The sequence below is a fragment of the Petroclostridium sp. X23 genome, assembly GCF_030013905.1.
Taxonomy (GTDB): domain Bacteria; phylum Bacillota; class Clostridia; order SK-Y3; family SK-Y3; genus X23.
This window is the reverse complement of sequence record NZ_CP124862.1, coordinates 5,361,061-5,376,122: the sequence shown is the minus strand read 5'-3', so window position 1 is coordinate 5,376,122 and position 15,062 is coordinate 5,361,061. Positions and strand designations below refer to the sequence as shown.

At 36.5% G+C, this 15,062-nt stretch carries 15 protein-coding genes; all 15 read right to left on the bottom strand.

All coding sequences use genetic code 11. The annotated features are described in order from the left end of the window. Positions 1-17: 17 nt before the first annotated feature. The 15 genes from QKW49_RS25180 to QKW49_RS25110 all read right to left on the bottom strand — a co-directional run bounded on the left by QKW49_RS25180 (position 18) and on the right by QKW49_RS25110 (position 15,056). Positions 18-1,019 carry an ABC transporter permease gene (locus QKW49_RS25180; RefSeq protein WP_282865387.1) on the bottom strand — a complete coding sequence of 334 codons (1,002 nt, stop codon included), beginning with the start codon at positions 1,017-1,019 and terminating at the stop codon, positions 18-20. A 27-nt stretch (positions 1,020-1,046) separates the two neighbouring features. Then, positions 1,047-1,997 (bottom strand): ABC transporter permease, encoded by a 951-nt coding sequence (locus tag QKW49_RS25175; RefSeq protein ID WP_282865386.1) that lies wholly within the window; start codon positions 1,995-1,997, stop codon positions 1,047-1,049. Further along, positions 1,994-3,493: a sugar ABC transporter ATP-binding protein gene (locus QKW49_RS25170; protein ID WP_282865385.1), complete on the bottom strand. Its 1,500-nt coding sequence runs from the start codon at positions 3,491-3,493 to the stop codon at positions 1,994-1,996. Before QKW49_RS25170 ends, QKW49_RS25175 begins: the two co-directional genes overlap by 4 nt. Before the next feature lie 123 nt (positions 3,494-3,616). Further along, positions 3,617-4,804, bottom strand: a complete 1,188-nt coding sequence (locus QKW49_RS25165) for an ABC transporter substrate-binding protein (protein ID WP_282865384.1) — start codon at positions 4,802-4,804, stop codon at positions 3,617-3,619. Between the two features lie 82 nt (positions 4,805-4,886). Next, positions 4,887-5,645 carry an N-acyl homoserine lactonase family protein gene (locus QKW49_RS25160; RefSeq protein ID WP_282865383.1) on the bottom strand — a complete coding sequence of 253 codons (759 nt, stop codon included), beginning with the start codon at positions 5,643-5,645 and terminating at the stop codon, positions 4,887-4,889. 339 nt (positions 5,646-5,984) lie between these two features. Then, on the bottom strand, positions 5,985-6,254 hold the full coding sequence (locus QKW49_RS25155) for a hypothetical protein (RefSeq protein WP_282865382.1): 270 nt from the start codon (positions 6,252-6,254) through the stop codon (positions 5,985-5,987). Positions 6,255-6,541: 287 nt separating this feature from the next. Further along, positions 6,542-6,889 (bottom strand): AMP-binding protein, encoded by a 348-nt coding sequence (locus tag QKW49_RS25150; RefSeq protein ID WP_282865381.1) that lies wholly within the window; start codon positions 6,887-6,889, stop codon positions 6,542-6,544. A 790-nt stretch (positions 6,890-7,679) separates the two neighbouring features. After that, a complete protein-coding gene (locus tag QKW49_RS25145; RefSeq protein WP_282865380.1) occupies positions 7,680-8,663 on the bottom strand; it encodes an aldo/keto reductase in 984 nt (327 codons plus the stop codon). Between the two features lie 57 nt (positions 8,664-8,720). After that, a complete protein-coding gene (locus QKW49_RS25140) occupies positions 8,721-9,731 on the bottom strand; it encodes a LacI family DNA-binding transcriptional regulator (protein ID WP_282865379.1) in 1,011 nt (336 codons plus the stop codon). Positions 9,732-10,087: 356 nt separating this feature from the next. Next, positions 10,088-11,479 carry an aldehyde dehydrogenase family protein gene (locus tag QKW49_RS25135; RefSeq protein ID WP_282865378.1) on the bottom strand — a complete coding sequence of 464 codons (1,392 nt, stop codon included), beginning with the start codon at positions 11,477-11,479 and terminating at the stop codon, positions 10,088-10,090. 479 nt (positions 11,480-11,958) lie between these two features. Then, the gene (gene scfB / locus QKW49_RS25130; RefSeq protein ID WP_282865377.1) at positions 11,959-13,308 is read right to left on the bottom strand and encodes a thioether cross-link-forming SCIFF peptide maturase; all 1,350 of its coding nucleotides are present in this window, start codon (positions 13,306-13,308) and stop codon (positions 11,959-11,961) included. A gap of 116 nt (positions 13,309-13,424) precedes the next feature. Continuing rightward, entirely contained in the window at positions 13,425-13,562 is a 138-nt protein-coding gene (gene scfA / locus QKW49_RS25125; RefSeq protein WP_349239064.1) for a six-cysteine ranthipeptide SCIFF, read from the bottom strand. 65 nt (positions 13,563-13,627) lie between these two features. Beyond that, entirely contained in the window at positions 13,628-14,062 is a 435-nt protein-coding gene (locus QKW49_RS25120) for a TIGR04086 family membrane protein (RefSeq protein ID WP_282865376.1), read from the bottom strand. A 62-nt stretch (positions 14,063-14,124) separates the two neighbouring features. Beyond that, positions 14,125-14,400: a preprotein translocase subunit YajC gene (gene yajC / locus QKW49_RS25115; protein ID WP_282865375.1), complete on the bottom strand. Its 276-nt coding sequence runs from the start codon at positions 14,398-14,400 to the stop codon at positions 14,125-14,127. 149 nt (positions 14,401-14,549) lie between these two features. Further along, the gene (locus QKW49_RS25110) at positions 14,550-15,056 is read right to left on the bottom strand and encodes a hypothetical protein (RefSeq protein WP_282865373.1); all 507 of its coding nucleotides are present in this window, start codon (positions 15,054-15,056) and stop codon (positions 14,550-14,552) included. Positions 15,057-15,062: the final 6 nt, after the last annotated feature.

Below are 15,062 nucleotides of genomic sequence, written 5' to 3'. Positions count from 1 at the left end.
CTATATTTCCCTAAATCTTATTGACGTAATTTCGGAGCTCTACTATTGGAAATAAGAATAATTAATAAAGTCATTCCTTGAATAAATGAGCGCACTCCCGCAGGCATGCCGATTGCTACCAATATACTGGTCAGTAATATCAATACAATCGCACCTAAAGCACCTCCAACCAGCGTACCTTTTCCCCCGGTTAGTTTAGTTCCCCCAATAACTACAGCTGCAATGGATAATAATGTGTAATCACTGCCCATTTTAAGCTGACCGCTTCCTGTATAACCTACCAGAAGCAATCCGGCTAATATGCTTATGATTCCTGCTGCCATATATGTCGTTATTACGATACTATTTACATGAAGACCACATAACTGCGATGCTCTTCTATTACAACCGGTTAAATACAGTGATCTCCCATATACAGACTTTCTAAGAACTAGCTCCATAATGATTATTAAAATAACCGCTATAACCAATAACGTACGAATGGGACCTAGAAGCGGTTTTCCAACAGCTAACAGCAATGTGGGAATTGTAACCGAAGGTTGTCCGTGAGTAAAGCCCAATGTAAAGCCATCTACGACACTTGCCATAATTAATGTTGTTACCAATGCCGGTATTTTTAGCTTTTGGATTACAACGCCATTAACTAATCCCACAAAAGCTCCTAGAATTATTAACACGAATAATGCAAGCGGTAGTCGGGATACTTCACCTCGCGTTACCATGGGGCCTATTAAAGCACCCATTGTCATTATCGCTCCAACCGATAAATCAATCCCATCTCCTCCAGATATAATTACGATTGACTGACCAATGGTTGCAATCGCAAGTATACTGGCCATAGTAAGAATATTCCCAATATTATTAATGGATGCAAATCCCGGACTTAATATCTGCCCCACGATGATCAGAACAATACTTGCTATAATAGATGGAAAGTACGCTTTATACTGCATCAAACAAGTTTTAAAGTTTTTAACTTTTCCATTTATTTTATATCCTCCAACAGATAATTGTTCCATTTTTTCACCACCTATTATTTTATAATATTATTGTATATTTAAAGTTTTTCTTCCAACGATGGTTGCCCCGAGTACTCCGACCAGAAGAATCAAACCTTGTACAAATTCTTGATAAAAAGGGTCCACGCTTACGGATAAAACAGTAGTAATTACTAAACCTAGGAACAAAGATCCGAAAACTGCTCCCGTTGTCTCACCAATCCCTCCTGATAGAGTGATACCTCCAATGACACATGCTGCAATGGAACTCATTGAGAATGACAGACCGATTAATGGATCACCGGCTCCAACACTTCCTGTCAATGCAATAGCACCGATTCCGGAGGCAAAGGCCGCAAAAGTATATATGAAGAATTGAATCCATGTAACAGGAACCGCTGATACGTATGCTTTATTCTCATCTCTTCCGATGGAGTACAGCCATAACCTGACAGGACTGTACTTTAAGAATAGCCACAATAAGAATGAGACTAAAATAAACAGGATAGAAATAGGTATCCCCAGCCAAGTATCATTGTACCAAGTAACATAATCCATCGGAACTGCTCCCCCCGGTGTTGGCATAATCCATAATGCCAAGCCACCGAATATGGAAGAGGTTGCAAATGTCGCCAACAGTGGAGTCACACGCAAAAACCCTACAATAAAGCCATTGATAGCACCCAGTATGATAGATATGACTAAACATAGCATGATCGCAGCACCTAAATTCCACCCTAAACCAATAAGTGTTACAAATATGACATTAATGAGGGATACAACCGCACCCAGGGAAATATCTATCCCTCCGCCTATCAAAACAACAGAAACACCTATCGCAACACAAACAAGGGGAACATTGGATGAAAGGAATCCCGTAAAAAATCCTAGATCTAGAAATCCCGGAGTAATAATAGCATTTAATACTATAAAAGCCATCAATAAAAGAAATGCAGGAAATGGAGGCCATTTTAAAATATTCTTCGCGGTTTGTTTCATGCGGAACACTCCTTTTCTATCGGCATTGAAGCTGCAGCAATATTTTCTTCGGTAATATCGGCACCTGTTAATACTCTTACAATTTTGCCTTCATACATAACGATTACTTTAGAATATTTAGTGATCTGGGTTAGTTCTACTAACTCTTCATCATCACTGGATACCATAATAACAACAGAACCGCTCTCTGCTAATTGACGCATGATTTGATGTACATCCCGCCTGGCTTGAACATCAATCCCTTTTGTGGGATCATCAGCAAGCAATAATTTAGGAAGTGTTGATGTCCACCGACCAATAACAACTTTTTGCTGATTTCCTCCACTTAAAGCAGTAATCTGCTGCTTTGGCGTGTCAAATTTTACCCCGTAATCCTTCAGCAGTTTTAATTCATCAACTTTCTCTTTCTTAAGCACCAAATTCGAAACAGCCCTAAGATTTTCAGAAACCGACCGTTCTCTAAATGTGCCTTCTTGCTCTCTATTTCCCGATATAAATGCAAAACCTGCTTTCACTGCTTGGTAAGGTGATGCAATATGTCTTTGTTTTCCATGGACAGATAAATCAACAGGTCCTTCCATACCAAAAAGTTTTCTAACCAAATCTGATTGCCCATGTCCTTGTAGGCCTGCAATCCCAATGATATCGCCTTCTTTTAACTCCAAATCAATTTTGCTGTGAAACTGCGGCAACTCTATATCATTGATTGATATCACTATCTCACGTTTATCTGCTTCTTGAATTTCTATTTCTTGAACTTTATGTTGATTACTGCATATATTACGTCCGGTCATTAATGATAACAATTCATTTTCATCTTTTTCATCAATTCTGAAAGTACCGATTGTCTCTCCATTTTTCATTACTGTAACTGAATCACAGATAGAGTAGATCTCCGGCATACGATGTGAAATAAATAGTATTGAGCATCCTTTTTCTTTAAGTTCATTGATAATTTTTTTCACTACTTCAACATCTTTACGGTACAGCGCTGAAGTGATCTCATCAATAATCAAAATTTGGGGCTCTTGAACCAATGCTTTAGCAAACTCGATAAGATATTGTTCATTAGCAGGTAATGATGCTATACTTTTATAAAGTATTTCTTCAAGTCCCAACTTTTTAAGTATATATAATGCTTTTTCTTTGATTGCTTTTTTATCGGTAAAAATACTTCCGCTTACAGGAATATTGCATATGCATAGATTTTCTTCAACGGTCAAATTCATGAATAAACTCAGCTCTTGAGAAGTAATGACAACACCATTTTTTTTTGCTTCTGACGGTGACTGAACCGTATATGGTCTCCCATATACTTCAATATTTCCTGCATTAGGTTTAACAGCGCCTCCCAAAATTTTTGCCAATGTGCTTTTCCCCGAACCATTCCCACCTAGTATCGCACGTACCTCTCCTTTCTTTACGGAAAGATCGGCATTACTTATTGCAATAACAGAACCATATATTTTGGAAATTCCATCACAACGTAAATTCACTTGGAAACTCACCTCTTTTAAACATTAAATTGTGACGACTTTTATATCGGTTATTCTCTATATATAAAAGCCGTCTATACTGTTTATACTATTTATAATCTTTAATTCCCGACTCTATTTAACCTATTTAAAGAATGTACTAATCTGCTCATCAGTTAGAGATGCGTCCAATGCAGCTGTTGAAGCTTTTCCTTCACCAAGTTTTACAGCTTCATCAAGCGTAATTGCCTTTGTAAAATGAAGTCCTTCCATCCAAGGAGCATCCTGTTTTCCCTCTTTTGTTACAACATACGGAGGGTCAATCATAACCGCATTTTTCAATGACGGATTTAATGGATTTGGCTGATAAGTATCTTCTTTTATTTCTTTTCCTTGTAAAAGACCAATTGTTATTCTTAAAGCATCCACTGCGATTCCAGGTGCATAAGGTACGCCGATAGACTCCATCTCAGGTTTATCTTTCCATGCTCTTAAGAAGCTGAAGGTATAATCACCTGTCATTAAAGGCAGTTCTTTACCGACATTTTCATATGCACGAAGGACACCTTCTGCCATTACGTCTTGCATTAATATTCCATCGATCTTATTATAGGTAGATAAAAAAGTTGACATAACTTTTTGAGCTTCAGATTGAGACCAACCTCCGGGAACAGATGCAAGAACTTTAATACCAGGATATTCGCTTAGTACATCTTTTGCTGCTTCAACACGTAATGTATCAGCGGTATTTCCCGCAAGACCAGTGATTTGAACGATGTCACCTTTTCCCTCTAGTTTTTCAGCGATCCATTTGGCTTGAATACGCCAGAATGCATCATTATTACCAATAACTGCATACGTCCCTTCATATGCCGCAGGGTCATTCGTAATGACTACTAATATTCCTTTTTGCTTAGCTTTTGCCACAACCGAGCTTAAAGATGTAGCCGATACCGGATCAATCATCAAAGCATCAACACCGCTGTTAATCATTGAATTAAGCTGATTTAACTGTTGAGTAACATCTGCATTGCTATTTGCAACTTGAAAATCCTTTAGGATTCCTTCTTCTTTATATTTTTTTGCTGCATTTTCGAAATTTTCAACAAATTGTGCACGCCATGTATTTCCGATATACCCATTTGCAAATCCGATCACGAACCCATCTTTCTTTTGCTCCTTGTTATCCGCTTCTTTCTTATCATTCTGCGCAGTACCACCGGTCTCTGCTTTTTCGTTAGGCTCGGTAGCAGTTTTAGAACCACCGCATCCACCTAATGGAATCACTGACAACAATACAGCTAATAGAATTGCCAAACCCTTCACTCTCATAAAACATCCTCCTTAATTAGTTTAATATTTAGTATTTTAACTCACTCATCACGTTAAGCAATATTCTTGTGGAATGAGTGTATTAAAAACTCGTTATTGCAGGGAAATTGCTTGTCTGATATTTCCTGATAGCAGGCTCGTGCCCCGGAAGTATAAGTTGCGCCTTTTGCCTGATTTCATCCAGACTGCTGAACCATTGTTCGGTACTATTCAATATATTAGGTGGAACATTGTCGTTAATATTTTCTACCAAATTAGCGACATCCGCTGAGATGCACAGTACCCCTTCTTCCGTATTTACCAAGACTGATTGATGACCTGATGTGTGTCCTGGCGTTGTAAATACTTTAACCCCGGGAGCAACTTCCACTTCTCCTGTGACAAACTTCCAATTAAAATAGTTTACAGCTCTACAATCATATAGCTCTCTCAAATAGAATTGTTTTTGTGTAGGCAGCGAATGAAATGCATTCTTCCATTCTTCTTCCTGTAAAATAAACTGGGCATTTTTAAAGAGATGATTATTTCCGCAATGATCGTAATGCAGGTGCGTATTAATAACAATATCTACATCTTCCGGCAGCCAGTCAACCCCTTTTTTTAATGCACCAATCATTGTTTCATCATCAGCTTGCATACAGATAGTAATATTCTCGTTTACCCATTCTTGACTATGAATACCTGTATCTACAATAATCTTGCAATCTCCATTTTCAATTGCTGCTGCCCAAATTGGAATTGTAACTTGCTTGCCTAAATCTTTTGAGTAAGTGAGTGAGGACTTATCTACAACCAGATCACCCATTTTTAAAGCTGTTACTTTCCATACCGGTACCAACATTCATCTCCTCCTTCATACTTCTTTTTATTTTAAACAATATCATCTCGCAATAATATAAAAATAATGGCGAATATGCTTGATATAATAATTGTTATACCAAGCAGTTTTCAAACACTATTGCACCATCATTGATTGGTCTGAACTGCAATTGCTTGCCCACCGCTTTGCTGTATTTCCTTACACGTCTCGCTGGCATTGTTCATATCAATGTCACTGACTACCACTTTCGCCCCCTCTTGCGCTGGCTTTAACGCAATGGCCTTTGCCTAAACCCCATCCTGCTCCGGTAACACTAGCAACCTTATCTTTTAACCTCATCCAAAAACCCTTCTTCCTCTTTTATTTTTTATTGATTATTTCTTTTAAACCAAACTGACCTTCTTCAAAAATCCTTGCATCCATCACTTTTAGGTTTCTATCAATAACAGGCGTAAATTCCATCAAGCTGAGTACATCTCTTTTTAAATCTATACCGGGTGTAATTTCAATTAATACCGGTCCTTCTTTTCTTAATTCAAATACAGCTCTTTCGGTTACAAAAATCATCTTTTGTCCTTTTTTTCTGGCAATGGACCCGTTGCATAATATTTCCAGCTGCTTCTTTATCACTAATAAAATTTGCTTTCATTCTTTCACCTCGATATTTAAAAAACTTTAAGAAATACAAAATATTAAATAAGTTCTAAAATCCCAATAAAATTATAAGATGTTTTTGGTATCGATCCCAATTTTAATAATAGTTCCATTACATTATGCGGAACCATATATATCTCTAACCATTCTCTTGCTTATTTTTCCACTGGTTGTCTGTGGTAAGCTATCAACAAACTCTACATATTCTGGAACTTTATATTTTGCCATGTGTTCACTTGCCCACTTTTTAACCTCTTGTTCCGTTAGTGCATTGAGATCGATCCCAATTTTGCTAAAGCATAAAAACATATACAAAAATCAATACTATCCACCATTAGCAACGCTACTCTATCTCTTTTTCTTACACCGTATGTAGAATAAAGATTTGAAGCGGTCCTGTCTACCATTTCTTTGAATTGTTTGAAAGTCACTTGTCTCTCCTGCTCCACAAGAGCAAATTTTCCCGGAAAAAGAGCTGCTGTATTGCAAAGACTTATATATAAATTATCCGGCTGTTCTTCAAAAATATCATATTCTTTATTGCTATAAACTTCTTTCTTCATTCCCTTCACAGCTTCAGAAAGCCAAATACTGTTGTCTGCTGGATTCATAAAGTTATCCCTCTTTCTACTAAAAGAAATTTAATCACTTTAAACATCTGAAACTGTTTTTACAAAGTAAGTTCTCCAAGATATTTTAAGTAAAGATCAATTTATTATTATTGATTCCTATAAGAGATATACTACTTTAACAAGATTATTGTATTGGGATCGATCCCATTTAATTGAACTATAAAATTCAAGTACTGCAGATTAATACGTAATATACATTTATTTCAACTGTAAAATGTACTACATATAACTTATTATTTGAAAACTATGAATAATATACAAAACGATGTTCTATTTATGTATAAAATTATACTCTTTTAACGGATATTATTGCAAATATTAAAATACGTGATTATTGTAGATTTTGATGAAATTACTTCTAATTCCTCTCTTATTCTTTATAAAACTTTGTCATGTATTTTTTTACCGGTATATCTATAAACGTATAACTATTTCCCAAGTGTTGTTGAATTTTCTATATATAATATGATATTATTTTATAAAAGGTTATCTGAATACGAGATCGGTTCCAAATCATAATTTTTTATTTACAGATAACTTTGTATTTTTATGTATGATAAATAGCAAACATTAAAGTATTTAGTTTTATTTATTATAGATAGTTAAATGTTACGTTGTTGTATTATGTAGGGGTGGACAGAGTCGTCCACCCCTACATAAACTGGTATGATATATAAATTCCAAAATTGTACTGCATTTAGTTATCTATACCTAAAACCTTTCAATTTATTACAAACCTTTGCAGCCTCTAAAAGTCTAATAGATCTATTTAATACAGCTTTCCAATATCCATATTCATTTTTTCAATATCACTGTTTTCTAAAGCTACGTTTCCTGCTTTCGCATTTTCAGTAACATGTTCAGGCTTGCGACCGCCGCAAAGCGCATTGACTTTTTCAGACTGCGCTATTGTCCATGCAATTACTAGGTGGGAAAGCTCACAGTTGTACTTTTCACAGAGGCGCTTCCAACCGTTTAACATATTTATAACTTTAATACGTTTTTCAGGTTGGTACCATGAAATTTTGTTTCTTATGTCCGTATCAGGAAAAACGGAATCCATCGTTACTTTACCTGTTAAAAGCCCCTGCTCTAACGGCATATATGCCTGCATAGTAATATCATATTTTTCACAGAGAGGAAACAGATTTTTTTCTACATGATCTTTTGAAAGCATAGAATACTTCTCTTGTATGAGATCAATCTGTCCACACCTCACATATTCTTCAACCTGTTCCGGCGTTACATTTGAAATACCGATAGCCCTGATTTTACCCTCTTTTTTTAGTTCTAACAAAGCTTCCATGGTTTCACTGATGGGTGTGTTAAAGGGTTCTACTGACTGCCAGTGAGTAATGAAAATATCAATATAATCGGTACGAAGATTTCTAAGGCTTTCTTCAGCGCCCTTCTTTACGGATTCTTTTGACAGGTTGATATAAATTTTCTTACCATCTCTGGCAAACTTAAAACTTCCTTCTTCAGTATCCCAACGAAGCCCGCATTTAGTTGAAATGATGATATCTGAGCGTTGGCCTTCAATCGCTTTGCCAACCAGTCTTTCGCTATGTCCAAATCCATATGCAGGAGCAGTATCAATTAAGTTAAACCCACTATCAATACCTGTCTTTATAGCTTTTATAGCCGTTTCATCATCTCTGCCACCCCAAGCAGTGTCACCCCCTGCTGCCCAAGTCCCTAAGGAAACAACAGTAGCTTTAATGCCGGATCTTCCTATTTCTCTGTAAAACATTGCAAATGTCCTCCGATCATTTTTTGTTGTTTTATATGATATTCTCTATATTTAATATTATTCTGAATATTGCTTTACACTTTCTCTGACTATCATTTCAGGTGAAAAAACAAGCTTTTTATTTTCCACTTCACTATGCTGAATCTTACGAAGTAGCATGTCTGCGGCAGATTTTCCCATTGGATACGGATCCATACATACTGTGGTGAGTTTCACCATCCCCTGAACCGCAACAGGGGAATTGTCAAAGCAGATAACACTCACAGCATCAGGAACTCTCACACCTTCTTCATACAAGGCATCTATAAAGCCTACCGCCATGATATCATTAGCAACGAAAACTGCGCTAAATTTTTCTTCCAGTTTTAAAAAACTTTTTCCGAATTCATAAGCACTTTTTCTTTTTAAGTCTCCATAAAAAATTGCATTTCTAGATATACTCAAGTTAGCATCTTTCATTGCATCTGTATATCCTCTTAACCTATCTTGACTGGCAGTTGAGTTTTTCGGCCCTGCAATATGGGCTATATTTTTGTGCCCATTTTCAATTAAGTAACTGGTTGCCATATATCCACCCCGGTAATTATCAATACAAACTACATCAAGATCCATTGACCTTAGGTAACGATTAACCAGAACAACAGGACATCTTATCACATTAAGCAAGTTGATAAGTTCTTGTGATTCCATGGCGGTAACCATAATAACGCCTAGAAAATTACAGCTATCAGCATACTTAATGTACTCAACTTCCTTAGCTGCATTATATTCACTATTACAGAGTACAACCATGTTGCCGCTCGCATGAATAACATCACTAATCCCTTTGATCAATCCTGCGTAGAATTGATTGGTTACATCTCCTACAACAACCATTACCATCTTTATTACACTATTTTCATTCTCCTTAGCAGCTTGACTTCTGGGTGTATAACCTAGCTCTTTCAATGCTTTTTCAACAATACGTCTGGTTTCCGGGTTAACATTACTTTTTTTTGTCATGACTCGTGAAACCGTTGCTTTTGAAACACCTGCTTTTACGGCCACGTCTTCTACTGTTATTTTCATCTCTAACACTCCGCACTTTATTCATTTGCTTGTATGTCAAATATATCTTATTTCCAGTACAATATAAGGCAATATTATTATATACATAAATACGATAAAAAACAATTCGGTTATCCAACTTGTTTAGTATTTGCACATATTTATACGACAATGTGAAGAAGCGCTTAATCGTTTGGAAATCAAACATGTGGACAGTCCCTCTGTTATGCCAAAACCGCACAAACAGCAAGGACTGTCCCAAAGTTCCATTTCCTCTATATGCTAAATTCGACTTTGCCAAAGTCTCCTATAGATATCCTTTACTTCGATATCTTCATTAAGCCTTATCCGGAGACTCATTTGCATTGCTTCCATTGTCAATCCTTCATGATATCGCCAAACAATTCCTCATCGGTTGGAATAATGGCTTCAATAGGTGAGGCTACCCAAGTCGTATTGATAAAATGTTTCCATGCTATATTTTCTGAGGTAATATTGCCTCCCCATGTTCCGCACCCTAGTGTCATGGTAAACGGCATGCCATTTACCCAATCTCCTGTATTTCCATAACACTGCGGCTGTCTCACCATGATTCTGCTTACCTTTGTCTTTAAGCCAAGTTCTAAAATATGTTCCTCATTGTTGGAATGTATTCCGCAGGAATGACCTTTTCCCTGATAGCTGGTAATAGTATTTACCTTTTCAATGGCTTCTTCAAAAGCATTATATTTATACAGCGTAACCACTACCGATAGTTTTTCTCCTGAAAAAGGATATTCTTTTCCTATTCCTTGCTCTTCTACCATAATAAATTTGATGTCATCGGAAAGCTTCATTCCTGCTGCTTCACCAATGACTTGAGCCGGCTGTGCGATAATTTTCGGGTTCAAATGCCCATCCACCCATAGCGCTGCTTGAAGCCGTTCTTTTTCTTCTTTGTTCACCAGGTAGCCGCCTTCCTGCTTGAGTGCTTCAATAAACGAGTCATATATATCCTGCTGAATGAGCAGTGAATTTTCTGCTGAACAACTTGTCGCATAATCAAAGGTTTTACTTAACATGATTTTGTTTGCGGCATCTTTAATATCTGCGGTTTCATCAACAATCACTACGGCATTTCCTGTTCCTACACCATATGCCGGTGTTCCGGAACTGTAAGCTGCTTTTACCATTGGAGTCCCTCCGGTAGCTACAATAAGGTCACACTGTTTCATCACTTCATTGCTAATTTCTATCGTAGGTTCTTCAACTGTAATGATCAAATCTTCCGGTGCACCATGCTTTTTGAGCGCTTCTCTCATAAGGTCTACAACCATTTTATTTGTCTTCTTTGTTCTAGGATGCGGCGAAAACACGATTGCATTTCTTCCTTTTATTGCGCACATGGCTTTAGCCACCGGCGTACCTTCCGGATTGGTGCACGGAACCAACGCTCCAATAACACCTACGGGTTTTGCTATTTTGATGAGCCCTTTCTTTTCATCTCTTTCAATCACACCTACTGATTTCTCATCTTTCATATCCCGGAGCGCGCCCCTTATTTTCTTTTTGATCTTCGCATACTTGCCCTCATAGTTTCCCAGGCGGGATTCTTCCACAGCAAGGGTAGCTACTTTATGAGCGTTTTCTTCTTTTACAACCTCCCAGGCAATGGCTTTTATAAGCTCATCTACCCTTTCCTGTGTATAATCCTCAGCAATCTCCTGTGCTTTTCTTGCTCTTTCCACAAGGCCAGCTACATACTCTTTTGCACTCAATTCACTATTCATTTTCCAACCTCCTTAAATTTATAAATTTATTAGTTTTTACCTCCGCATGTAATGAAATCATTAGTTTTAAATCATTGCTCTTGGAAGTAGATAACTCAAATAAATAAATGTAATTTTCATAAATCTTCTGCATCGTTTCAAATGATTTATCTTTACATCTAGTTATTTACATACCTATATATAGCAATAATAAATAATATATTATTAAATGTCAATGAATATTAAGCGTTTCCATTAAATTTTCACAAAATATTCATGAAACGTTTCATAAATTATCTTATGACTATATTAGTTTAATTGAAACTGGTCACAAAAAAATATAATTCTTTGACGTAATTAAAATAAAACAAAAAATGAACCTGGTGAATAAAAACCCGGCTCATTTTTCTTACTTACATTTTCTACTATGAACATGTGATACATAAATATATGCTCTAAACAGCTAATTGTGCAACTGACTGTAAAACACAGATATTACATTACAATGCTAATGCTGCCTGTATCATCAGTGCGCATTCCACACGCTTTTTCTCAAGCTCACAACCTATTGAATAAGGTTGGTCAATATCGTTATTGAACTGGTATGCATTCGCAGGACATCCTCCACTGCAATAAAACATAGCCCAGCAATTTTTGCATTTGTCTTTTGTATAAACATTTGACTTTTGAAACATGTTCTTTATTTCTTCTTTCATTGTTCCATCTATGACATTACCCATCTTGAACTCTGAGTTCCCTACAAATTGATGACATGGATAAATATCTCCCTCAGGCGTTACTGCCACATACTCATGACCGGACCCACACCCGGAAAGTCTTTTTGCCACACAAGGCCCTTGATCTAAGTCAATCATGAAATGAAAGAAGTTAAAACCTTTATTCTCTTTTTTTCTGGCTAGATATTCTACCGCCAGCTTTTCATATTCTTCAAATAATGTTGGTAAATCTTCTTCTCTTAAGGCATATCCTTCACTTTCAGCTGCTACTACAGGCTCCACCGATGTTTGCTTAAAGCCAAGATCTGCAAGATGAAGCACATCCTTTGCAAAATCAAGGTTCTTTCTAGTAAATGTACCTCTTACATAATAGTTGTCCTGATTTCTGGATTCTGCTACATCAAGAAATTTGGGTACAATAGCATCATAACAACCACGTCCGTCAACCCTGACTCTCATGTTGTCATTAACTTCCTTACTGCCATCAATACTTAAAACAATGTTAGACATATTCTCGTTAATATATTGTTTTATCTCATCCGTTAGCAACAACCCATTGGTGGTAATGGTAAACCTAAACTCTTTCCCGTTTTTCACACCCTGAGTTTTAGCATATTCCAAAATATCTTTTACAACGTCGAAATTCATCAATGGTTCCCCACCAAAAAAATCAACTTCGATATTGCGGCGTTTACCGGAATTGTTAATAACAAAATCTATAGCCTTCCGTCCAATATCACTGCTCATAAGCAGTCTGTCTCCATGAAAGCTTCCTGTAGAAGCAAAACAATATTTACACCTCAAGTTACAATCATGAGATACATGTAAGCACAAGGCTTTTACCACGGACCGCTTGTCCCACTTATCAATATAATCTTGATATGGGTCTTCAGTAAACAGAAGCTCATTTTCCTTCAATTCATTTACCTCTTGATAGGCCTCTTCAATTTTCCCAATATCATATTTGTGCTTTAATAGATCAACAACTTCATGCTTGCTATGTACGCCATAGTACTCCAGAACATCATAAACAATGTCATCTATTACATGTACTGCCCCACTATATACATCTAGAACGATATTAATACCGTTCATTGAAAATTTATGAATCATTTATTTCCCCTCACTACCGTATTATCCCTTAGCTTTTTCCCTATCATTGTTATAGCCCAGGCAGTGCCTGGGCTACTAATAGTTATGTATACTTATTGATTATATACACACTTGCATTATTTTTCACACTTTTGATTTGCAACTGTACAGGAAGTTTTACAAGCCGATTGGCATGATGTTTGGCATTCGCCGCATCCGCCGTGAGCTGCGCTTTGCTTTAAAGTCGCACCGCTTAAAGTTTTTATATGCTTCACGATAATTCCCCCTCTGCTATTTATCAAAACGTATTATAACATATTATTTTTTTATTGAAAAGTATTTATCTTTTATTTTTAGAACTACCGCCTTTCAAATTGATACCTATAATCCCTCCAAAAGCACCGGTAAATAGCCCTAAAATAAGCATATAAATTACATATTTGTCAAACACAAACCCTGTTAAAGCAAGACAACTGATGAAATACAAGACGATCATATATGTAGCACCGGATATAGCGCCATTAAACCATCCTCTATTTCTTGCTTTCCTTGCAACATTGGCACCTGCGATCATTATGCTGAGCACTGTTGTTGCAACGACTACAGTTGGAATTGCACTTTCAGGAAAATTTGAGTAAGTAATTAATACTGCAAATATTAGAAAAATAATTAATGTAATAATATATGCTAGTATAATCCCTCTTAAAACAGTACCTATGTTTACATTATTCTCTGAAGTAAAATTCTGCAGTGATTCTAAACCAATTTTCGCCATTGCCATCCCTCCGAATTATTATTCCCTAATATAATTTATTCGAAGGAATGATATTTATGACTTTATTGTGCAGAACTTTCCATACTCCTTACAGACCAACGTGCAACTCTTAACTTGGTTTTATCCGCACCCACCTCTATTGTAAGAACGTCATCCTTAATACTTATTACTTTACCATAGATTCCGCCGATAGTTACAATTTCGTCCCCTACTTTTAGTGCTGCAAGCATTTCTTTCATCTTCTTATCTTTTCTTCTCTGCGGCAGTATCAATATAAAATAAAATACTGCAAAAATAAGGATGTAAGGTACTAAAATTGATAAAAAATTTTGTGGCATTCACTCCACCTCCATTCATCTTATGTGATCAATACAAATGATCATCGCCTTATCTTATTATAGCCTTAATATTCCAATCCTTCAAGCCTAAAAAAGCGATAAGAGTATATTTTCATCGATGATATGATTCTAGCTACCGAGTAATAAGACTATATATATATTTCTTCAATATACTTCTTCGCTCCTTCAAGCAGGATATGTCCCATTTGAAGACCTTCCACGTCTTTTAAAATCAGTTGCATGACTTCATCACACACATATATTTCCATATTCCCTGTTCTTAGCTCAGATTCTCCTAAATTGTTATCATCTTCGATAAAAATTCTCAAATACCAATCCAGCTCTTCTCCAAATAACCCTACCTTCATCCATTCATATTCATTACCCAAAAGGTATAGCCTCTGCTCATCTTCGAAAATCGCATACAAATCCGACAGCTTGATTTCCTCATGTTCTCTTACTGCTCTTCCGTCGTATTCCAGCCGGTCCTGCGCTTTATACACCACCTGTGAACAAAAACATTTCTCAATCTTTATCATCACTGTTTTCAGTGCCTTTCCAAGATGCTCTAAAGGTAAGTCATAATTGAATCTCAATACCTTATTATGAAAAGGAGTCATACTCCTTAATACACGTTCATAGACCTTATCGTACATTGCATA

Bases quoted from the DNA above. Each gene is read 5' to 3' on its own strand.
- QKW49_RS25165 (WP_282865384.1), bottom strand. From the start codon at position 4,804: ATGAGAGTGAAGGGTTTGGCAATTCTATTAGCTGTATTGTTGTCAGTG.
- QKW49_RS25175 (WP_282865386.1), bottom strand. From the start codon at position 1,997: ATGAAACAAACCGCGAAGAATATTTTAAAATGGCCTCCATTTCCTGCA.
- QKW49_RS25135 (WP_282865378.1), bottom strand. From the start codon at position 11,479: ATGAATAGTGAATTGAGTGCAAAAGAGTATGTAGCTGGCCTTGTGGAA.
- QKW49_RS25110 (WP_282865373.1), bottom strand. From the start codon at position 15,056: ATGTACGATAAGGTCTATGAACGTGTATTAAGGAGTATGACTCCTTTT.
- scfB (WP_282865377.1), bottom strand. From the start codon at position 13,308: ATGATTCATAAATTTTCAATGAACGGTATTAATATCGTTCTAGATGTA.
- QKW49_RS25180 (WP_282865387.1), bottom strand. From the start codon at position 1,019: ATGGAACAATTATCTGTTGGAGGATATAAAATAAATGGAAAAGTTAAA.
- QKW49_RS25160 (WP_282865383.1), bottom strand. From the start codon at position 5,645: ATGTTGGTACCGGTATGGAAAGTAACAGCTTTAAAAATGGGTGATCTG.
- QKW49_RS25150 (WP_282865381.1), bottom strand. From the start codon at position 6,889: ATGAATCCAGCAGACAACAGTATTTGGCTTTCTGAAGCTGTGAAGGGA.
- QKW49_RS25145 (WP_282865380.1), bottom strand. From the start codon at position 8,663: ATGTTTTACAGAGAAATAGGAAGATCCGGCATTAAAGCTACTGTTGTT.
- yajC (WP_282865375.1), bottom strand. From the start codon at position 14,400: ATGCCACAAAATTTTTTATCAATTTTAGTACCTTACATCCTTATTTTT.
- QKW49_RS25120 (WP_282865376.1), bottom strand. From the start codon at position 14,062: ATGGCGAAAATTGGTTTAGAATCACTGCAGAATTTTACTTCAGAGAAT.
- QKW49_RS25140 (WP_282865379.1), bottom strand. From the start codon at position 9,731: ATGAAAATAACAGTAGAAGACGTGGCCGTAAAAGCAGGTGTTTCAAAA.